The following is a 21,055-nucleotide window of genomic DNA, read 5'->3' as shown; positions in this document are numbered from 1 at the left end:
CATCCCCGAAACCACGGGCACTTCCACGCCCAGCACCCCAGGTGTTCGAACCTGTTCGACACCCGGGGGAGCCGCAACCGGGGACCCCGAGCCGGGGGAGCGGGCCCCCTCCCACCCTCGCGTCCCAAACCGTTCGAACCACGAAGGGGGCGCAGGGAAAACCCCCACACCCCCCAACCCTCCACCTCAGCCGCGCCCCAGCACCTCCCGCACACCCCGCGCGACCTCCACGTCCTCCCGAGCCCGCACCACCAGCGTGCGCACCGACGCCCCCACCGCACTCACCTCACCCTCCTCACCCACCCCCGCGTTCGCCCCCGCCTCCACCGCCACCCCCAAGAACCCCAACCCCTGCGCCACACGCCCACGCACCACCGACGACCCCTCACCCACACCACCGGTGAACACCAACACGTCCAACCCGCCCAACGACGCCGCCATCGCCGCCACCCCCGCACACAACCGGTGCACATACACACCCGCCGCCAACACCGCGTCCGCGTCCTGACGCTCCAACACCTCACGCATGTCCGACGTCCCCGCCAACGCCAACAACCCCGACCGGTGCTCCAACGCGTCCGCGATCTCCTCCACCGCCACCCCCGCGTGCTGGTGCAACCACAGCACCATCCCCGGATCCACACTCCCCGACCGGGTCGCCATCACCAACCCCTCCAACGGCGTGAACCCCATCGTGGTGTCCACACTCCGCCCCTCCCGCACCGCCGCCAACGACGCCCCCGCACCCAGATGCGCCGTCACCACCCGCCGGGCACCACCCGTCATCTGCGCGGCCCGCCGCGACGCATAAGCGTGCGAGAGCCCGTGAAACCCGAACCGGCGCACCCCGAACCCGCTCCGCCACCGCTCCGGCACCGCGTACGTCGACGCCTCCTGCGGGATCGACGCGTGGAAAGCGGTGTCGAAGCACGCCACCGCAGGCAGGTCCGGCAACGCCCCCTGGACCGCCTCGATCCCCGCCAACGACTTGGGCTGGTGCAGCGGCGCCAGATCACCCAGTTCCCGCAACCGCCCCACCACCCCGGCGTCCAACCGCACCGGCCCCACGAACTCGCGCCCCCCGTGCACCACCCGGTGCCCGACCGCCTCCACCGCCGGGAACCGCCCCAGGGCCGCCTCCAACGCCCCCGCGTCCCACACCCCGCGCCGCACCGGGACCGACTCCGAGGCCACCGTCTCCCCACCCGGCCCCACCACGCTCAGCTTCAAACTGGAGGACCCCGCGTTCACCACCAGGACCCGCATCAGTACGGCCACACCCAGTCGCGGACCTGCTCCGGGTCCTCACCGAACTCCCGCGTGTACGCCCGGTGCCGCAACCGCTCGTCCACCATCCGCTGACGGATCTGCGCCACCCGGCCGCCCAGCCCCGGCACACGGTCGATCACGTCGATCACCAGGTGGAACCGGTCCAGATCGTTGAGCATCACCATGTCGAAGGGCGTGGTCGTCGTGCCCTCCTCCTTGTAGCCGCGCACATGGAGGTTCTCGTGCCCCGCCCGACGGTAGGTCAGACGGTGCACCAGCCACGGATACCCGTGGAAGGCGAAGATCACCGGCTTGTCCGTGGTGAACAACGCCTCGTACTCGGCGTCCGGCAACCCGTGCGGATGCTCACTCGCCGGCTGCAACCGCATCAGGTCCACCACGTTCACCACCCGCACCCCCAACTCCGGGAACAGCTGCCGCAACAGGTCCGCCGCCGCCAACGTCTCCAACGTCGGCACATCACCCGCGCACGCCAGCACCACGTCAGGGCCCCGCCCGGACTCCGCGCCCGTGCTCGCCCACTCCCAGATCCCGATCCCGCGCGTACAGTGCGCCACCGCCTCCTCCATCGACAGGAAGTCCAGCGCCGGCTGCTTGCCCGCCACCACCACGTTCACGTAGTCCCTCGAACGCAGACAGTGGTCGACCACCGACAACAGCGTGTTGGCGTCCGGCGGCAGGTACACCCGCACCACCTCCGCGGGCTTGTTCAACACCACGTCCAGGAACCCCGGATCCTGATGCGTGAAACCGTTGTGGTCCTGGCGCCACACATGCGACGTCAACAGGTAGTTCAACGACGCGATCGGCCGCCGCCACGGCAAGTGCCGCGTCACCTTCAACCACTTCGCGTGCTGGTTGAACATCGCGTCCACGATGTGCACGAACGCCTCGTAGCAGTTGAACATCCCGTGCCGACCGGTCAGCAGGTACCCCTCCAACCACCCCTGGCACATGTGCTCACTGAGCACCTCCATCACACGCCCGTGCCGACCCAGGTGTTCGTCCACCGGCAGGATCTGCGCCTGCCACACCTTGTCAGAGGCCTCCAACACCGCCGACAACCGGTTCGACGCCGTCTCGTCCGGCCCCATCAACCGGAACGAGTCCGGGTTGCGCAGCATCACGTCCCGCAGGAAGTGCCCCAGCACCCGCGTCGCCTCACTGAACTGCTTCCCGTTCCCCGACACCCGCACCGCGTACTCGCGAAAGTCCGGAACCACCAGGTCCCGCAGCAGCAACCCGCCGTTGGCGTGCGGGTTCGCACTCATCCGCCGCACCCCCACCGGAGCCAACTCCCGCAACTCCGCCACCGGAGCCCCCGACTCCCCGAACAACTCCTGCGGACGGTAGGAGCGCATCCACTCCTGCAGGATCCGCCGGTGCTCGGCGTTGGTGCGCACCCGCGCCATCGGCACCTGGTGCGCACGCCAGGTCCCCTCCACCGCGACCCCGTCGACCTCCCCGGGACCCGTCCACCCCTTGGGCGAGCGCAAGATGACCATCGGCCACACCGGAGGCCGCTCCAACCCCGACGCCCTGGCGATGCGCTGGATCTGCGCGATCTCCTCCAACGCCTCGTCCAGGACCTCCGCCATACGGCGGTGCATGTACACCGGATCGTCACCGCTCACCATCAACGGCCGGTACCCGAACCCCTCGAACTGCTTGATCAGCTCGTCCTCGGGCACACGCGCCAACACCGCCGGGTTGGCGATCTTGTACCCGTTCAGGTGCAGAATCGGCAGCACCGCACCATCGCGCACCGGGTCCAGGAACTTGTTGGAGTGCCAACTGCCCGCCAACGGCCCCGTCTCGGCCTCCCCGTCGCCGACCACACACGAGACCACCAGATCGGGGTTGTCGAAGGCCGCACCGAACGCGTGCACCAGCGAATACCCCAGCTCACCGCCCTCATGGATCGACCCCGGCGTCTCCGGCGCCACGTGGCTGGGCACCCCGCCGGGGAACGAGAACTGGCGGAAGAACCGGCGCATCCCCTCCTCGTCCAGGGTGATGTGCGGGTACACCTCGGTGTAGCTGCCCTCCAGCCAGGCGTTGGCCAGCGCCGCCGGACCCCCGTGCCCGGGGCCCATCACATAGATCATGTCCAGGTCCCGTTCCCGGATCACCCGGTTCAGGTGCGCGTAGCAAAAGTTCAGCCCAGGGGTCGTGCCCCAGTGCCCCAGCAGCCGCGGCTTGATGTGCTCGGGCCGCAGTTCCTGGCGCAGCAAGGGGTTGTCGAGCAGGTAGATCTGCCCCACGGACAGATAGTTCGCCGCACGCCAGTACGCGTCGACGCGCCGCAACTCGTCATGGTCAAGGGCCATACCGTGTTCCTCCCAACAGGTTGGTGCCGTGGACCGGGGGAGAGCGGAACGGTCGAACCCGGGGGAGGGCCCCGCACGGGCCACGGTAACCGCCGACGCGCACCCACTGCCAGACGACGTGCCGCACCACCGACCCGTCCCGCGGACGCCCGGGCACGCCGCACCCCCGCAGCGGGGTCCAGGGGCCGCCGCTCCCGGGATCCACTCCGCAGGGCATTACCTGCGTCACCGTTCGTAATCAAGCTCCGTGAGGCGGCCCCGTGCGGGGGAGTGGTCGGCGGTGCGCCTGACGGACCGCCATCCGGGCCGGGGGCCAGGGGCCGGGAGGGAAGGAGCGCAACCGCACGGGAGGCCGGGTGCGGGGCCAGGGGGACGCGAGGACGGCACGAGGACGGGCCAGGAAACCACCACAAACAACTCAGGTGCCTGCAAAGACCACCAAAATCATGCATAACACGGTTTATGCATCAAACATGGAGAGATCGGATGCCTTGGGGTCCACGCCGATCCAGTGGCCCGCACGCGCCCGGGCGGGGGCCCAGGGCCGACCAAACACGGCGGCGAACATCGCGAACCAAGCATTCGCACGACCCGGCGCCCGACGAAGACAAGAGCCGCCGAGCCCCGGCGGGCGTTGTCCACAGGCCCTGAAACGACTCTTGCCACCCAACGCCGACCTGCGAATACTGAAATCAGAAGGCAACGCCGCACCGGAGCCGGCCAGATCCACAGGCCACCCGCGCACGACCCACACCCGAACACCCCGACGCGGCCAGCGCCCGATGACGATCCATACCGACCACGCAGCCGAAGGCCACGCACCCGCACACACCCGCCAACCCAGGCAGACCAGCCCCTTCTCCCAGCCTCGCCCATATCGCCGATAATGCACATTATGTCAAGTTGAGAAGGTAGGAGCACCCACCACCAACCCGCACACCCTTCCCCGACCGCACCGACCCGCAACCCCCGTCCACCACCCGGTCGGCCCAGCACCGCCCACAACGCAGGCCTTCCACTCCCGCCCAGGGCCACGACCGCACACACCAACACCCCAAGCCACACCCACACCCACACCCGCATCCAGAACCGCCGCCCCACCCACCGGCCCCGCCGACCCGCTCCCCCACACCACCCCAACAGACACACAAAACCCGACAAGCTCGACAGTTCACACACCCCCGCCCCACACCCACCACCTATCCTGCGCACATGCTCATCAGAACCATGTGCCGCAGCTGCCTGGGCAGCGGAACACGCGTGTGCCTCCTCGCCCACCTCACCACCGGCGACCCGCCCACCGACCACCCGCCCAACACCAACCCGCCCACCCCCGACCAGGGAGACCAAGCCCTCGCATCCCACCCCTGCCCCGACTGCGAGGGCACCGGCCACCACCTGCTCGCCGCCACCACCCACCACCCGACCCCCTAGCAGACAAGCACCCACGACCCACACCCGCCCTGACACCCTCACCACCACCGCACCCGCCCTGACCACCAAAAACACCACCGCCCGACCCACCAACACGAACTTTCCCCAGCCTTGCCCCCCACCGGGTTCACCACCCCACCCCCACCGTGATCCACTCGGCAACGGTGCGCCGACACCACCCCGCGCACCACACCGCGACCACCACACAAGGGGGGACACCATGGGCCGCATCACCACCCGCGACAACGTCCAGATCCACTACAAGGACTGGGGCAGCGGACGCCCCGTCGTCTTCAGCCACGGCTGGCCCCTCAACGCCGACGCCTGGGACGACCAACTCAAATGGGTGGCCGACCACGGATTCCGCGCCATCGCCCACGACCGACGCGGACACGGCCGCTCCGACCAACCCTGGACCGGCTACGACTTCGACACCTTCGCCGACGACCTCAACGACCTCATGAACCAGCTCGACCTCCAGGACACCACCCTGGTCGCCCACTCCATGGGAGGCGGCGAACTCGCCCGCTACATCGGCCGCCACGGCACCCAACGCGTACACCAGGCCGTCCTGCTCTCCGCCATCCCACCCATCATGCTCAAAACCGACACCAACCCCGAAGGCGTCCCCGAAGCAGCCCTCACCGGCATCAAGAACGGCATCCTCACAGAACGCTCCCAGTTCTGGAAGGACACCGCCGAGGGGTTCTTCAGCACCAACCGCCCCGGCAACAAGACCACCCAGGGCAACAAGGACGCCTTCTGGTTCATGGCCATGCACCAGGCCATCCAGGCCGGCGTCACGTGCGTCGACGCCTTCGGCTACACCGACTTCACCCAGGACCTACGCCGCTTCGACATCCCCACCCTCATCGTCCACGGCGACGACGACCAGATCGTCCCCATCGACGCCACCGCCCGCAAAAGCGCCCAGATCATCGCCGACGCCACACTCAAGGTCTACGAAGGCGGATCCCACGGCATCGCCCTGACCCCCGAAGACAAGGAGAAGTTCAACCAGGACCTGCTCGACTTCCTCCAACGCTGACCGCGACCACCACACCGCCGGCCCGCACCAAGGCACGGGCCGACCCACCCCCTACGGCAACCGCAACCACCCCGTACGCACCTGCCACACACCCCCCGACTCCAACCGCTCCACCGCCGCACGCTCCAACCGCGTCCGCCGCGGAACCCCCGCCACATCCACCCGCGCACGACCGAACACGAACCGGAACACGTCCGACTCCCCCGGCTGCCCCGCACCCACCAACGTGAACCGCCGCTGGAACCCCACGATGTTGGACCCCTCCCCCAACACCTCACCCCACTGCGGATCCAACAACCACGACGTACACGTGGCCACCACCGGATCAACCCCCAAACACTCCCGGGCAAACCCCCGCGCCCGACCCAACGCATCCTCCACCGACACCGGATCCAACCCACCCGTGGGAATGTGCAACCGCAACACCGGATCACCCACACCCATCCCCGGCCCCAACCCACGCGCCTCCTCGGGCGAATACCACTCCACCCCGCCCTGATCCCCCAACAACGCCGGCTCCAACTGCAACCCGCCCACCCAGAACAAGCGCCCACGGAACTGCGCGGCCACCCACGACGCCGTCTCCAACGACAACCAGCCGTACATCCGCCGCGAACGCCCCATCTGCACACCCACATCAGCGAGCGTCGCCACCGTCACCGACCGCCCCACACCCCGCACCCCATGCGCCGCGAACTGCGCCTCCACCATCGCCGCGAACGCCCACAACGACGCCACCCGCACCCGCGGGTCCTCCACACCCACCAACGAAGGCCAATCCCGCCACACCCCCGCCGGCAGATCCGCGTCCGCACACAACCGCCGGTACATGCACTCCACCACGTGCCACAACTCCGGCGGCCACTCACCCCACGGCCCACCAGAACCCGGCCACAACCCCTCCACCTCAGCCCGGTCCGCACCCTCCAGACCGAACAGGTCCAACACCCGCGCCGCACCCGCCCCCGAAGGCACCACCAACGCCCTCACCGGCTCCGGCAACCGCGCCGCCGCCTCCAACCACGCACGCTCACCAGCACCCAGACCGAACCGCTCCGCAACAGCACCACTATCCATCCCCACATGATGGCCGACCCGCCACACCCGGCGCGAGTGAGGCCGACCTCACAGGTGGGCATAGTGTTGACGTAACCCTCCGATACCAACAAACCCACCAAAAACGAGGAAGACCACCGATGCCCGTGCCCGACCCGGCGCACCACCTACGCGACTGGCTCGCCACCTACGACACCCCCACCACATCGGTGGCCCACCTCCTCTGCGACCGCCACAACCCCCACACCACCGCCACCACCGAAATCGGCCCCACCCTCGCCGCCACCACCCTCACCTACGGCGAACTCGCCCACCGCTCCCGCACCCTGGCCACCGGACTCACCGACCTCGGCATCACCACCGGCGACCGCATCGCCACCCTCCTGCCCAAAGGCATCGACCTCACCATCACCGCCCTCGCCGTCTGGCGACTCGGAGCCGTCCTCGTCCCCCTCCTCTCCTCCTTCGCCCCCTCCGCCATCACCGAACGCCTCACCAACTCCCACACCCGCCTCGTCGTGTGCGACGACGAATACCGCACCAAACTCGACCACACCCCCCACACCCCCACCTGGGACATCGCCACCACCGGCACCCACCCCCTCCGCGAAGGCGACCACACCCTCACCACCCTCACCCAACACACCACCACCCCACCCACCACCGACACCCCCATCGGCGGCGACGGCACCCTCGCCATCCTCTACGTCTCCGCCAACGTCGGCCCACCCCGCGGCGTCCCCGTCCCCGCCCGCGCCCTCACCGCCATGCACGCCTACCACCACTACGGCCTCGGCGTCCGCGACGACGACGTCTACTGGAACACCGCCGACCCCGGCTCCGCCTACGGCCTCTACCACGGCCTCATCAGCCCCCTCCTCGCCGGACACGACTCCCTCGCCCTACGCGCCGGATTCTTCGACCCCGAACTCACCCTCGACGTCCTCGGCCTCCACGGCGTCACCAACCTCGCCGCAGACCCCACCACCTACCGCACCCTGCGCGCCGCCACCAAGACCCTGCCCCCCGAAGTCATGGTCCAACGCCTCACCAGCGCCGGAGAACCCCTGGCCCCCGACGTCATCGACTGGGTCGCCGACGTCTTCGGCGTCCCCGTCCACGACCACTACGGACAGACCGAACTCGGCTGGTGCATCGGCCTCCCCAACGGCGACACCCCCACCCCCGCCACCCCCCTCGTCCCCGGCTCCATCGGCCCCGCACTCCCCGGCTGGACCATCCAGGTCCTCGAAGCCATCTCCGACGACCCCGCACCCCCGGGCACCTACGGACGCATCGCCGTCGACCTCGCCCACAGCCCCCTCGCCTGGTTCAACGGCTACCTCGACAACGAAGCCGCCTCCCAGGTCCGCTTCACCCCCGACCACGCCCACTACCTCACCGGCGACACCGGCATCCAGGACCGCAACGGCCAGATCTTCTTCTCCACCCGCGACGACGGCGCCATCCTCACCCACGGCTACCGCGTCGGCCCCACCGAGGTCGAAGCCGTCCTCAACGACCACCCCGCCGTCGAAGAATGCGGCGTCTACTCCATCCCCGACGAGATCGCCGGACAGCTCGTCGGCACCCGCATCGTCCTGGCCCCCAGCCACACCGCCACGCCCGCACTCGCCGACGAACTCAAGGAATGGGTCCGCACCCGCTTCGCCACCCACGCCGCACCCCAGGTCATCGACTTCGTCGACGAACTCCCCCGCACCGCCTCGGGCAAGATGCGCCGCTCACACCTGCGCTGACCCCACCACTCACCAACCAGGGCGCACGGGTGACACAGAGCGCGGGCTAGCCCGGCCCCGACCACCCGTCCAGACCCCGCCCCCTCCCACCGGGCGCCCGCACGTGCACGCACCGCGACGCCCCCGGCTCCACATGCCACCCGGCGGCACGCAACGCGTCCGCGTAGGCGCCCACCTCCGCCGTGAACCACCCCCCGTCCTCCCGGGCCGACCGGCCCGCCTCGACGTGGTACACGTACAGAACCTGCGCGCGCGGCTCCACATAGAAGCCCCTCGGACCCCCCGCCCCGTGCCAACCCCCGACGAAGACCACGGGCGTGTGCCCGGCCGCCTCCAGCACGGCCACCGCCGCGAGCACATCGCAAGGCGACCCCGACCACGCCTGCGTCCCCTGCCCCAACCGCCAGTCCGCGCCCACCGAACCCGCCGGCGGTACGGCTCCGCCCCGCGCGCGCCGCGCCAGGGCCGCGTCCAACTGGGCGCGGGAGTACGGGGTTCTGTGCTGGATGCGGTACTCGTCCCCGGAACGGTGCGGCAACCGCGCACGCTCGCGCCCCTCCAAGTACTCCAGGTGCTCCCGCAGCACGGCAAGACCCGCCTTTGTGACACGGAAGGCGTGGCCGCGGTCCGGGGTCTCACACCGCTCGACCAGCTCGGCGCCGATCAACCACTCCCGACGCCGCTGGTCGGAAACGGTGTCGCGAAGGCCGAGAATGCCAGGGTCGGCGCCCAGTTCGTAGAAGGCGAAAAATCGGGCCGGGGTGAGGCGGCCTGGCATGGGGCTCTCCGTTGCGTCGGGTGCGGGCCAGGGGCGGGCCCGGCACCGGGGGGCGATGGCACGGTGGCGGCCGTCCGCCGGAGTACGGCGGAGGCAACCACCGCCACACTGACCGGTCCCCCTGACATTCCGGTCCCCCGTCCACACCCCGCGCCCGTCCCGGAGCGGGAGCCCACTCCTTGGGGTGCGCCGCCTCCTCCTCCGGCCCGGACAGGGGCGGCCACCCCCGCGAACCGGCACAGACCCCACCCCAAAACCACCCCAGACCCCCACCAACCCTCACTTTTGATAAGCTGACTTGTCGAAAGTCAGAATTTGTCGGAAGTCAGATCTTTGTCGAAACTCAGAAATCAGACACCCCCTCCAGGAGCCCCCCGCATGACCGAACCGACCCCCCACCCCACCACCGACATCGTGACCCGCCACAACCCACACGAACTCACACCCCACACACCCGACACCCACCTCACCCCCTCAGCCGCCGCCCGGGTCGCCGACGGCTGGGCCACCTCCACCCGCACCGGCTACACCCGCGACTGGCGCACCTTCACCACCTGGTGCACGAACACCAACCGCACCCCCCTCCCCGCCACCGCCGAAACCCTCGCCTCCTACGTCGACCACCTCGCCACCAACGGATCCGCCCCAGCCACCATCGACCGGGCCCTGGGCGCCATCGCCTCCCGCCACGCCGCCCACGGACACGCCGTCTCCACCAAAGCCGCCCGCATGGCCCTGCGCTCCTACAACCGCCAATGGGCACGCCAAGGAGGACGACGCCGCCAAGCCCCCGCACTCACCGTCGACGAACTCCGCCGCATGCTCGAAACCGCCGACGACACCCTCGTCGGCCTCCGCAACCGAACCCTCCTCCTCCTCGGCTACGCCATGATGGCCCGCCGCTCCGAACTCGCCGCCCTCGACATCACCGACCTCCGACCCGTCCCCGACGGACTGGAAGTGTTCGTCGCCACCTCCAAAACCGACAAAGACGCAGCAGGCGCCACCGTGGCCGTCCCCTACGGCACACACCGACTCACCTGCCCCGTCCGCACCACAACCGCCTACCTCCAAGCCCTCGCCGAGGCCGGAACCACCCAAGGACCACTACTACGCTCCGTCGACAGACACGGACGCCTCGCCGGCACCACCGACGCCGCCGGACGAGGAACCGGACGCATGTCCGGAGCCGGCATCAACCTCATCGTCAAACGCCTCGCACACAACGCCGACATCGAAGGCATCACCGCCCACTCACTCCGAGCCGGACCCGCCACCGCCGCCGCAGCCGCCGGCGCCCCCCGCGCCTGGATCGCCCGCCAAGGCCGCTGGTCCGAAAAATCCACCGCCGTCGACACCTACATCCGCCCCGCCGACGCCTGGCGCGACAACCCCATCCGCAAAGTCGGCCTCTGAACCCCGCCGAACCCAGGAAGACACCCCGCGCCGCACCCCCGCTCGCGAGACGCCGGGTTCACACCCACACGTAGTCGTCGTCGGTCACAGCACCCCACCCGGCGTCCGCCACCACCGCACGAGGACAGGGCAACGCGGCCAACGCCGCACCCACCGGCGGAAAGAGCGGCAGCCCCGCGGCCGGACGCCGGGCCCCCGAGGTCCTCCGAAGAGCCGGCCGCACACGCGCCGACGCCGCCGGACGGCCGGTGGGCGAGATCGCGGTGTACAGGGCGAGGGCCGTTCCCCGACCCCCGGTGCTCTGTGCCCCCGCACCGGGTCGGCTGCTCCCGGCCCGCCACGGGCGGTCAGGGCGTCGCGGGCTCAGGGCACGAGCTCGTCGATGCGGGCGGCCAGGGCCATGTCCTCCTCGGTGACGGCCCCCTCGGAGTGGGTGCTCAGGGCCAGGTGGAGCGTGTTGTAGCGGATGTCGATGTCCGGATGGTGGTCGACCTGCTCGGCCGCCTGGGCGATGTCGTTGACCAGGGAGACGGCCGCGAGGAAGTCGGCCAGGCGCACGGTGCGTCGGATGGCGGGCGCGGCGGGGTCCAGCTCCCACCCGGTCAGCCGGGTCAGGCCGTCCTGGATCTGGTCCTCGGTGAGCTTCATATGGGTCCTCTCCCCCGTGTACCCGGGTTCTGCGAGCGGGTCTGCTGCCATCGGTGCGGGTGTGACAGGAGTGGCCGTCCCGTGTTCTGTGCCGGCGATGGTGCCACTCCGTCAGTGGACGGTCGCGGCCCGTGGGTTCGGGCGCGTTCGCAGAAGGCTACGTACCCGTCAGAAGGCCTGAAATCACACACCGTTTCCTGCATCAGGCTCCCCCTTTGGTATTTGGTGCGGTGAAACCGCTCCTTTGTTCTTTTTGTCTGTTTTTCTTGGAGAAAACCCCCGCCTTTACAATGTAGATTTTTTCGAACGGTTCGCGTTACCAAGCTGAGGCCAGCGCTTTGACCTGGGGCGATTCGACCAACCCCGCCTCCACCAGCCATTTCAGGCTTGCGTAATCTCCCCCGGAACGATTCACTCAGGGCAACCCTGGTCCTCCCCCACCTCGGCGGACGCTTCCCCAGCCTCGCCCGCCTCTCCCCCCGGAAGCGAGCCCATGCCCCACGAGAAGCGCCGATCGCTTCGTGCCCGCATGATCACGCTGGTCCTGATCCCCAGTACCGCGCTGCTGGTCCTGTGGGCTGCGTTCACCGCCGTCCTGGTCACCGACATCCGCGAACTGCGCACCACAGCGGCCCTGACCGAACAGGTCGCCACCCCCGTCATCACGGTCATCGGCGAACTCCAGCGCGAGCGGCGCGCCACCATGGACTCCGCCAGCGGGACCGAGCGCACCGCCAGCCGCCTGGAGTTCACCCGCCAGGAGACCACCAGAGCCGTGGAAACCCTCCAGCAGCACCTCCGCGCCTTCGGCGAGGACGACCTGCCCCAACAGGCCCAGGACTTCCAGCGCGCCCTCAACCGGCTCGAAGCCCACCGCCAGAAGGTGGACGGCCTCTCCCCCGCCGAGCGCACGCTGGAGGAGGCCGCCACCGCCTACACCGAGACCATCGAGAGCGGACTGCGCGTGTGGGACGCACAGGTCGAGCGCGCCGACTCCGCACAGGTCCCCGCCCTGCGCTCCCTGACCTCCCTGGTCCGCACCCGCGAACTCCTCAACCAGCAGGACGCCGTCCTCGCCCACGCGGTGGCCGTCAACGCCTTCCCCGCCGAGGCCCACTCCCAGTTCGCCGCGGCCGCCGGAGCCCAGCACTACACCTGGGGGCGCGTCGGCGCCGAACTCAGCGACGAGGACAGCGAGGAATACCTCCTCCTGGAGTCCTACTCCTCCCTCCAGAGCGTGTACCAGCTCCAGGAGAGCATCATCAGCATGCCCATCCGGGGCGAGAACACCGTCCCGGTCAACGCCACCGCCTGGCGCGGCGCGGCCGAGGCCGTGGACCTGCGCATGCGCGGGGTGGAGGAGACCCAGACCGAGCAGGTCACCGCCTTCAGCCACTCCCAGTCCGCCGAACTGCGCAACAGTGTCCTACTCATGAGCGTGCCCGCCCTCGTGGCGGCCCTGGCCTCCACAGCCGTGGCCGTGGGCGGTACCCAGCGCCTGGGCCGGCGGCTGCAGCACCTGCGCATCCTCACCCTGGAACACGCGCGCGTGCGCCTGCCGGAGGTGACCGCCCGGCTTCGTGCGGGCGGAAGCGTGGACGTGGACACCGAGGTGCCCGAACTGCGGGTGCATGTGCGCGACGAGATCGGCCAGATGGCCGAGGCGTTCAACGACGCCCAGCGCGCCGCGGTCGCCGCCGCCGTGGAGGAGGCCCAGGTCCGTGCGGGGGTGCGGGCCATGTTCCGCAACATCGCGCGCCGCACGCAGTCGCTCGTGCACCGGCAGCTGGGGCTGTTGGACACCCTGGAGCGGAGCGAGACCGACCCCGCGGTGCTGGAGGCCCTGTTCCGCATCGACCACTTCAGCACCCAGCTGCGGCGCAACGCCGAGAACCTGATGCTGCTGAGCGGGGACGACCCGGTACGCCGCGGGCTGGGCCCGGTGGGTCTGCACGAGGCGGTGCGTGCGGCCGCCAGCGAGATCGAGGACTACGCGCGGGTGCGGATCGTGGGGCTGCCCGCGGTCGCGCTGCGCGGCGACGTGGGGACCGACACCGTCCGCCTGCTCGCCGAGCTGCTGGAGAACGCGACCTCGTTCTCCCCCCCGGGGACGGAGGTGACCGTACGGGGCCGGGAGACCGAGCACGGCGGCCACGTCCTGGAGGTGGAGGACCACGGGCTGGGCATGACCGAGGCCCAGCTGAGCTCGTCGAACGTGCTGCTGGCCGACCCGCCGCGGTTCGACCTGGCGCGTATGCGCGAGGACTCGAACCTGGGCCTGTTCGTGGTCGCCACGATCGCGGCCCGGCACGGTTTCGAGGTGACGCTGCAGGTCTCGCCCCACCAGGGGACGCGTGCGGTGGTGCTCATCCCCCGCGGGGCGTTGGCAGCCCCCGAGGAGGCTCCCCTTCTCCCGGGGGCGACCGGGCCGCAGCGGCGTCCTGTCGTCGGCCCGGGACCGGCTGCCCCGGCCGTGGACCCCGCAGGAGTGCCGGCGGCACCCGCGGAGGTGTCGCGGGAGCCGCGCCCGAACGTCCGGGCGCCGGCGGCGCCCCGGTCCCAGGGCGGCCCCGCGAACGGTGACGCCCTCCCCGGCGGTGCGGAGGAGGACACCTACATGGGCCTGCCCCGACGGCGACGCAAGCACGCGGCCGTCACCGAGAAGGCGCCGGCCGTGAGCGCGCAGGCCCCGGGTGAGCAGCGCTCCCTGTCGGACATCCGGTCCATGATGAGTGCCTTCCAGTCCGGGACACTGCGCGGCCGCGCGGAGTCCGAGGAACTGGACGAGGGTGGCGCGCGCGGTGCGCGCCCCGGTGAGAGGTCAAAAGGGTGATGTCGATGTCGGCGGGCACTACGGCAGGAGACCGGGTCACCGGTGGTGACGAAGTGGGCGGGGAGACCCCGGCCACAACCTTGGACTGGCTGCTGGCAGACCTGGTGGACAGGGTCGCGGGTGCGCGGGACGCCCTGCTGCTGTCAGCGGACGGGCTCCTGCTGTCCTCGTCCCCGGGACTGGACCGGGAGGAGGGCGAACGGCTCGCCGCGATCGCGTCGGGGTTCGCCAGCCTGGCCCGCGGTGCGCGTTCGCGGCTGGGCGCCTCGGAGGTGCGCCAGACCGTGGTGGAGATGGACAACGTGTTCTTCTTCGTGCTGGCCGCGGGCCGGGGCGCCTCGTTGGCCGTGGTCGCCGAGTCCACCTGCGACATGGGCCAGGCGGCGTTCGAGGTGAACCGCCTGGTGCGCCAGGTGGGACCGCACCTGTCGGCGCTGCCCAGGCGCGGACACGGGAGGTCGTGAGGCAGGGGCCGCGGCGTCCGTGGACGCGCGGGCCCGCGGGCCATGAGGAGGTGAGGGAGTGAGCGCGGTGCCGCCTGGCGAAGAGTCCCCGCAGGGGTGGTCGTTCGAGTCGAGCCTGATCAGGCCCTACTCGTTGACGGGCGGGCGGACACGGCCCTCACGCTCGGACTTCTCGATCACGTCGCAGGTGGTGACGGTCGCGTCGGTGGAGCCGCCGGAGGTGGACCCCGAGCTGGAGCTGATCCTGTCGCTGTGCGCGCGTCCGCTCTCGGTGGCGGAGGTCGCCTCGCGGACAGGTTTTCCCCTGGGCGTGACCAGGATCCTGCTGGCCGATCTTTTGGACCAGGGATACGTGACGGTGCACACCTCGGCCTGGGAGCGGAACAGGCCCGACGCGGCGACGCTGCGCGCGGTACTGGGCCGCATCCGGGAGTTGTGAGGTGGAGCGAATGGGCCCGAGAGGCCGGATGGAGTGGATGGGGCGTTGGTCGTAATGGAGGCCGAGGGGGCAGGTCCTGTCCCCGACACCCTGAAAATCGTGGTGGCCGGGGGATTCGGGGCGGGCAAGACCACCCTGGTGTCGGCGCTGAGCGAGGTGGAGGCGCTGCACACGGAGGAGGTCATGACCTCCGAGAGCGTGGGTGTGGACGACCTGGAGGGCGTGGAGGGCAAGTCCACGACGACGGTGGCGCTGGACTTCGGCCGCATCACGTTGGACGCGTCGACGGTGGTGTACCTGTTCGGAACCCCCGGGCAGCGCCGCTTCTCGTTCATGTGGGAGGAGTTGACGGAAGGGGCGCTGGGAGCGGTGGTGGTGGCCGACACGCGCCGCCTGGCGGACTCCTTCGACGCGATCGACTTCTTCGAGTCGCGCGGGCTGCCGTTCGTGGTGGCGGTCAACTGCTTCGACGGGCAGCGCACGCACCGGGCCGACGACGTGCGGGTCGCGTTGGACCTGGAGGAGCGGGTGCCGCTGCTGCTGTGCGACGCGCGGGACCGGGAGTCGGTCAAGGAGGTGTTGTTGGAGCTGGTGTCGCTGGTGCTGCGGCTGGAGCTGTCGGGTGCTTGAGGGACCGAACCCCGTCAGGGTGCCGGGGCATCGGCGCTCGGCCTCCCCGGAGGCCCCGGCCCTTGCGGCCCTGTCGTGGTGGGGGAGCGCTCACGCGGTGTGGGCACTCCCCCACCGCCGCCCCCGGCCCCCGGCGGACATGGCGCAGCCCTCCCGCCGCGGAGGGCGTGAACCTTCCTGCGGGGAGGGCCGGAGGCGGGGGGCTGTCGTGGTTACCCTGCGGACCGGTGCGTCCGACGTACTTCGCGGTCGATGGCCCAGGCGTCCGCCACCGGCCCCAGGTGCCCGAGTTTGTCGGGGTTGATTACCGCACGGATCATCCGGATCCGCCGGTCGAGGATGTCGAGCGCCATGGTGTGGAGCACCCTGCCGTCCCGGTCGCGGAAGATCGCGCCCGGCTGGCCGTTGACCTGGTGTGGCTCGCACGTCACCTCGACCCGGGCCATGCGGGGATAGACGGAGGCCAGCAGCCGGGCCACGTTCTCGGCGCCGGTGACCGCCCTGGCCAGCTGCGGTGCCCTGCCGCCGCCGTCACCGGCCATCGACACATCGGCGGCGAGCAGTTCCCTGAGACCGGCGACGTCGCCTTCGCGCAGGGCGTCGAAGAACCGCGAAGCCAGTTCCTCCCGCACTTCGCGGTCCGCCTCGAAACGGGGTCGGCCCGCGGCCATGTGGCGCCGTGCCCGCGCCGCGAGTTGGCGGCACGCCGCCTCCGAGCGTCCTACAGCCGAGGCGACCTCGGGGTAGCCGAAGGCGAACACCTCCCGCAGCACGAACACCGCCCGCTCGAGCGGGCTGAGCCGTTCGAGCAGCAGCAGGGCCGCCGTCGACACCGAGTCGGCCAGCTCGGCCGACCGCGCCGGATCCTCGTAGGGGTCCTCGATCAGCGGTTCGGGGAACCACTGCCCCACGTACTGCTCGCGCCGGGCGCGGGCCGAGCGCAGCACGTCGATCGAGATCCGGGTCACCGTCGCCGCGAGGAAGGCCCGGACCGACGTGGGCTGTGTCGGGGAGGCGGCGAAGCGCAGCCAGGTCTCCTGGACGGCGTCCTCGGCCTCGCCGACGCTGCCCAGGATCCGGTAGGCGATCGAGAACAGCAGCGGCCGCAACGTCTGGAACTCATCGGTCCTGCTCATACCAGCTCCTCCTGGAAACCCTGGCGCCACGAGGGGTGGCGCGGTCGCCGGCCGGGCCCCTCGGCCCCGGTGTCGGAAGAGGCCGGGCCCCGCCGCGTTTGCGGCCGGCCTCGCGGGGAGGCGCACAGGGCAGTCACCCGCCGGGGCCGGGCGGGCCCTCGGTCATCCGGTGAAGGGAGCGGGAACCAGGCGGCCCCACGCGATGAACGCCGCAAGCGCGAGATAGACCGTGTTCAGGACCACGAACCCGGCTTCGCCGCGGCGGCCGTGGGTGATCATCGCGCCGACCATCAGCAGGACCCAGCATAGGGCGGTCACCGGTACCAGGATCGGTGCGATGTCGAGCGCGGCGGGCAGGATCAGGCCGGCCGCGGCCATGATCTCCAGGATGCCGAGGGTCTTGACGAAGGCGGGGCCGGCGTCCTCGGTCCATTGCCCTCCCGGGACCGCGGCCAGTTTCTCCCTGGGCACGAACGTCTTGCTGATCCCACCGGTCAGGGCCACTGCGGCCAGCAGTCCGGCGGCGATCCACAGTGTGAGGTCCAACGTCCACTCCTTGGTCGGGGGTTGTCTGTACCCCCTACGACGAGACAGCGGCCCCGCCTGTGACATCCGCGGCACACCCGGGCCCGGGGCCGGGCGGACACGACGCGGTCCGCCATGTGTGCGGGTGGGGCGGACGTGAAGGTCGGCGCCCCGTGGCGGAGTGGTGGCTCCCGCGCGGTCCGGCCTGGCCGCGCGGCACCCTAGCGGGCCGCGCCCCTGCGGTCCACGGGCACGATCATCGGTGTGTGGGTCTCGGGGTCGGGGATGATCCGGACCGGCAGCCCGAACACCTCCTCCACGAGTTCGGCGGTGACCACCGTCGCCGGGTCCCCCTCCGCGACGATGGCGCCCTCCTTCATCACGATCAGGTGGCTGGCGTAGCGGCACGCGTGGTTGAGGTCGTGCAGAACCGCCACCAGTGTGTAACCGCGCTCGGCGTGCAGGTCCGCGCACAGGTCGAGCATGTCCATCTGGTGGGCGATGTCCAGGTAGGTGGTGGGCTCGTCCAGCAGCAGCAGCGGGGTCTGCTGGGCCAGGACCATGGCGAGCCACACGCGCTGGCGTTGGCCCCCGGACAGCTCGTCCACCGACCGGTCGGCCAGAGCCGTGACCCCGGTGGCGTCCATGGCCTCGGCGACCACCGCCTCGTCCTGGGCCGACCACTGGCGCAGGAAGCCCTGGTGCGGGAACCGGCCCCGGGCCACCAGGTCGGCGACACCGATGCCGTCGGGGGCGATGGAGGTCTGCGGCAGCAGTCCCAGGCGGCGCGCGACCTCCTTGGCCGGGTAGGAGCCGATGGCCTGACCGTCCAGGTGGACGTGCCCGCTCGCGGGCTTGAGCGTGCGCGACAGGGCCCGCAGCAGGGTGGACTTGCCGCACGCGTTGGGGCCCACGATCACGGTGAAGGAGTTGTCGGGGATCGTGACGGCCAGGTTCTGGGAGATGACGCGCTGCTCGTAGGCAAGGGTGAGGTCCTGGCCGTTGAGGCGGGAACCGGCGTCGGCTGGAGTGGTCATCGTTCTCTCTCGGTCTCGCTCAGGCACGTCCGCCGCGCCATTCGGTGTACAGCAGCCAGATCAGGTAGCTCCCGCCGATCACGGCGGTGACCACGCCGACGGGAAGCTGGGTGGGGGCCAGGGCGCGCAGTGCCACCAGGTCCGCGACCACCAGCAGGGCCGCGCCCATGAGCGCGGAGCCCACCAGTGTGGTGCCGCCGGTGCGGGTCAGGCGCCGAGCGAGCTGGGGCGCGGCCAGCGCCACGAAGCCGACGGGGCCGGCCACCGCGATGGCGGCGCCGGTCAGTGCGCTGGCGGTGGCCAGGGCCAGGATCTGGGTGGAGGAGATGGAGACGCCGAGGCCGCGCGCGGTGTCGTCGCCCAGTTCCATGAAGCGCAGGCGCTGCCCCAGGGCCAGGAGCACGGGGGCCAGGACCAGCAGGGAGATCCACACGACGGCGACCTCGCCCCAGCCGCGCGAGTTGAGGCTGCCGATCATCCAGATCTGGGCGCCCAGGGCGTCGGTGAGTTCGGCGCGGGTCAGCAGGTAGTCACGGACCGACCCGAGCATCGCGGACACGCCGATGCCCACCAGGACCAGCCGGTAGCCCTGCACGCCGTTCTTCATCGCCAGGAGGTAGACGATCGCCGCGGTGACCAGGCCTCCCGTGATGGCCCCCACGGACACCGCCAGGCGGCCCGCGCCCAGGACGAGGATGACCAGGACGGCGCCGGTGGCGGCCCCGGACGTGAAGCCGATGATGTCGGGGCTGCCCAGGGCGTTGCGGGACAGGCTCTGGAAGACCGCTCCCGCGATGCCCAGGGCCGCGCCCACGCCGATCGCGGTCAGCGCGCGGGGCAGGCGCACACCCTGGACGAAGAAGACGTCGAGGCGTTCGCCGTAGCCGAGGATCGCCCCGGGGACTGCCTCCAGGGGGATCGCGTAGTCCCCCACCGTCACCGTCACGGCCAGTGTGAGGACGCTGACCACGACCAGGACCAGGCACACGAGCACGGTGCGCGGGCGGACCAGGAGGGAGAACCGCTCACCGAACAGGCGTACGACCAGGGCGCCGCGCGGGGTGGCGCGGCCGGACACGGGGCGGCGCGGCGGCGCCAGGGTCTCGCTCAAAGCTGGGCCATCCTTCTGCTGCGGACCAGGGCGATGAACAGGGGCGCCCCGACGAAAGCGGTGATGATACCGACCTCCAGTTCGGAGTTGGGCAGGACGATCCGGCCGACGACGTCCGCCGCGGTGAGCAGGATCGCGCCCAGGACGGCGGCGTAGGGCAGCAGCCAGCGCTGGTCCGGGCCGGTGATCATGCGCGCGGCGTGGGGGATGATCAGGCCCACGAACCAGATGGGCCCCGCCGAGGCGGTGGCCGCCCCGCACAGCAAGATGACGGCGAGGGCGGTGGCGGCGCGGATGGAGGGGATCCTGGCGCCGAGCGTGGCCGCGAGGTCGTCCCCGAGGGCGACCGCGTTGAGGGAGGGGCCCAGGCACAGGGTCAGGGCCACTCCGGCGACGAGGAAGGGGGCCACCTGCCAGAAGACGTCGAGGTCGCGCCCGGAGAGGGAGCCCACCTGCCAGAAGCGGATGCGGTCGAACACGAAGTCGTTGAGGACGATCACACCGTAGATGAGCCCCTGGAGGACGGCGGCGACCGCGGTCCCGGCCAGTGCCAGGCGGACCGGGGTGGCGCTGGAGCGCCCGCGGGAGCCCAGGGCGTAGACGGCCGCGGCCGCGACAGCGGCGCCGAGGAACGCGGGCCACACGAACGCGGCCCCGCCGGCGCCGAACGCGAAGACGGCGATGACGACGGCCGCGGCCGCGCCGGAGTTGATGCCGAGGAGGCCGGGTTCGGCGAGGGGGTTGCGGGTCAGGGCCTGCATGAGGGCCCCGGCCAGGCCCAGGGCGGCACCGACGAAGACGCCGATGACGGTGCGGGGCACGCGCAGGCTGCGGATGACGTCGTGGTCGTAGGTGCCGTCGTAGGCGGAGAGTGCGGCCCAGACGTCGGCGACGGGGATGGGCTTGGCTCCGACGGTGACGCTGAACAGGGCGCACACGGCGAGGACGCCGAGGGAGATGAGCAGGCCCATGGGTCGTATGACGCGCCTGGTGAGGGTGGGGCGCGTGAGGGTGGGCGCGCGCAGGGCCACGGCTTCCCCGTTCGTTGTGGCGTGGGTGGTGGGGTGGGGCCGCCCGGGCGGGGTACTGGCTCCCGGGGTGCGGTCGGACAACCGCGGAC

At 70.9% G+C, this 21,055-nt stretch carries 18 protein-coding genes; 8 read left to right on the top strand and 10 right to left on the bottom strand.

The annotated features are described in order from the left end of the window. Positions 1 to 186: 186 nt before the first annotated feature. On the bottom strand, positions 187 to 1,266 hold the full coding sequence (locus ACFWTE_RS02470) for an acetate/propionate family kinase (RefSeq protein ID WP_378777262.1): 1,080 nt from the start codon (positions 1,264 to 1,266) through the stop codon (positions 187 to 189). Next, on the bottom strand, positions 1,266 to 3,620 hold the full coding sequence (locus tag ACFWTE_RS02465) for a phosphoketolase (RefSeq protein WP_378777181.1): 2,355 nt from the start codon (positions 3,618 to 3,620) through the stop codon (positions 1,266 to 1,268). Before ACFWTE_RS02465 ends, ACFWTE_RS02470 begins: the two co-directional genes overlap by 1 nt. A gap of 1,212 nt (positions 3,621 to 4,832) precedes the next feature. Between ACFWTE_RS02465 and ACFWTE_RS02460 the strand changes: the two genes are divergently transcribed. Continuing rightward, the gene (locus tag ACFWTE_RS02460; RefSeq protein WP_378777178.1) at positions 4,833 to 5,054 is read left to right on the top strand and encodes a hypothetical protein; all 222 of its coding nucleotides are present in this window, start codon (positions 4,833 to 4,835) and stop codon (positions 5,052 to 5,054) included. Between the two features lie 220 nt (positions 5,055 to 5,274). After that, on the top strand, positions 5,275 to 6,102 hold the full coding sequence (locus tag ACFWTE_RS02455; protein ID WP_378777176.1) for an alpha/beta fold hydrolase: 828 nt from the start codon (positions 5,275 to 5,277) through the stop codon (positions 6,100 to 6,102). A gap of 51 nt (positions 6,103 to 6,153) precedes the next feature. On the opposite strand, the gene ACFWTE_RS02450 is transcribed toward ACFWTE_RS02455, so the two are convergent. Continuing rightward, positions 6,154 to 7,179: an acyltransferase domain-containing protein gene (locus ACFWTE_RS02450; RefSeq protein ID WP_378777260.1), complete on the bottom strand. Its 1,026-nt coding sequence runs from the start codon at positions 7,177 to 7,179 to the stop codon at positions 6,154 to 6,156. Positions 7,180 to 7,298: 119 nt separating this feature from the next. Here ACFWTE_RS02450 and ACFWTE_RS02445 point away from each other — a divergent pair, with 119 nt between their 5' ends. Next, a complete protein-coding gene (locus ACFWTE_RS02445) occupies positions 7,299 to 8,918 on the top strand; it encodes an AMP-binding protein (protein ID WP_378777174.1) in 1,620 nt (539 codons plus the stop codon). A 46-nt stretch (positions 8,919 to 8,964) separates the two neighbouring features. Here ACFWTE_RS02445 and ACFWTE_RS02440 read toward each other — a convergent pair whose 3' ends face one another. After that, positions 8,965 to 9,696 (bottom strand): hypothetical protein, encoded by a 732-nt coding sequence (locus ACFWTE_RS02440; protein WP_378777172.1) that lies wholly within the window; start codon positions 9,694 to 9,696, stop codon positions 8,965 to 8,967. Between the two features lie 378 nt (positions 9,697 to 10,074). On the opposite strand from ACFWTE_RS02440, the gene ACFWTE_RS02435 reads away from it, so the two are divergent. Further along, positions 10,075 to 11,112 (top strand): tyrosine-type recombinase/integrase, encoded by a 1,038-nt coding sequence (locus tag ACFWTE_RS02435; protein ID WP_378777170.1) that lies wholly within the window; start codon positions 10,075 to 10,077, stop codon positions 11,110 to 11,112. A gap of 363 nt (positions 11,113 to 11,475) precedes the next feature. On the opposite strand, the gene ACFWTE_RS02430 is transcribed toward ACFWTE_RS02435, so the two are convergent. Continuing rightward, the gene (locus ACFWTE_RS02430) at positions 11,476 to 11,760 is read right to left on the bottom strand and encodes a 4a-hydroxytetrahydrobiopterin dehydratase (RefSeq protein ID WP_378777258.1); all 285 of its coding nucleotides are present in this window, start codon (positions 11,758 to 11,760) and stop codon (positions 11,476 to 11,478) included. Positions 11,761 to 12,289: 529 nt separating this feature from the next. Between ACFWTE_RS02430 and ACFWTE_RS02425 the strand changes: the two genes are divergently transcribed. The 4 genes from ACFWTE_RS02425 to ACFWTE_RS02410 are packed head-to-tail and all read left to right on the top strand — an operon-like array spanning position 12,290 to position 16,126. Then, complete coding sequence (locus ACFWTE_RS02425; protein ID WP_378777168.1) at positions 12,290 to 14,593, top strand: nitrate- and nitrite sensing domain-containing protein; 2,304 nt, start codon at positions 12,290 to 12,292, stop codon at positions 14,591 to 14,593. Beyond that, positions 14,593 to 15,057, top strand: coding sequence for a roadblock/LC7 domain-containing protein (locus ACFWTE_RS02420; RefSeq protein WP_378777166.1), 465 nt, complete (start codon positions 14,593 to 14,595; stop codon positions 15,055 to 15,057). The genes ACFWTE_RS02425 and ACFWTE_RS02420 overlap by 1 nt, the downstream gene beginning before the upstream one ends. A gap of 58 nt (positions 15,058 to 15,115) precedes the next feature. After that, positions 15,116 to 15,496 carry a DUF742 domain-containing protein gene (locus ACFWTE_RS02415; protein WP_378777164.1) on the top strand — a complete coding sequence of 127 codons (381 nt, stop codon included), beginning with the start codon at positions 15,116 to 15,118 and terminating at the stop codon, positions 15,494 to 15,496. A gap of 54 nt (positions 15,497 to 15,550) precedes the next feature. Further along, positions 15,551 to 16,126, top strand: a complete 576-nt coding sequence (locus ACFWTE_RS02410; RefSeq protein WP_378777256.1) for an ATP/GTP-binding protein — start codon at positions 15,551 to 15,553, stop codon at positions 16,124 to 16,126. Positions 16,127 to 16,338: 212 nt separating this feature from the next. Here the strand turns inward: ACFWTE_RS02410 and ACFWTE_RS02405 are convergent, their stop codons facing one another. From ACFWTE_RS02405 to ACFWTE_RS02385, 5 genes are all read right to left on the bottom strand, one after another. Beyond that, positions 16,339 to 17,262: an RNA polymerase sigma-70 factor gene (locus ACFWTE_RS02405; RefSeq protein ID WP_378777162.1), complete on the bottom strand. Its 924-nt coding sequence runs from the start codon at positions 17,260 to 17,262 to the stop codon at positions 16,339 to 16,341. A 162-nt stretch (positions 17,263 to 17,424) separates the two neighbouring features. Continuing rightward, a complete protein-coding gene (locus ACFWTE_RS02400) occupies positions 17,425 to 17,808 on the bottom strand; it encodes a DoxX family protein (RefSeq protein ID WP_378777160.1) in 384 nt (127 codons plus the stop codon). A gap of 200 nt (positions 17,809 to 18,008) precedes the next feature. Then, complete coding sequence (locus ACFWTE_RS02395) at positions 18,009 to 18,824, bottom strand: ABC transporter ATP-binding protein (RefSeq protein ID WP_378777158.1); 816 nt, start codon at positions 18,822 to 18,824, stop codon at positions 18,009 to 18,011. 19 nt (positions 18,825 to 18,843) lie between these two features. Next, complete coding sequence (locus ACFWTE_RS02390) at positions 18,844 to 19,935, bottom strand: FecCD family ABC transporter permease (RefSeq protein ID WP_378777156.1); 1,092 nt, start codon at positions 19,933 to 19,935, stop codon at positions 18,844 to 18,846. Continuing rightward, positions 19,932 to 20,966 (bottom strand): FecCD family ABC transporter permease, encoded by a 1,035-nt coding sequence (locus ACFWTE_RS02385; RefSeq protein WP_378777254.1) that lies wholly within the window; start codon positions 20,964 to 20,966, stop codon positions 19,932 to 19,934. The genes ACFWTE_RS02390 and ACFWTE_RS02385 overlap by 4 nt, the downstream gene beginning before the upstream one ends. Positions 20,967 to 21,055 lie beyond the last annotated feature (89 nt).

The organism is Nocardiopsis sp. NPDC058631 (assembly GCF_042716955.1).
GTDB lineage: Bacteria > Actinomycetota > Actinomycetes > Streptosporangiales > Streptosporangiaceae > Nocardiopsis.
The sequence above is the reverse complement of the archived record's forward strand: the minus strand, read 5'-3'. Positions and strand labels throughout refer to the sequence as shown.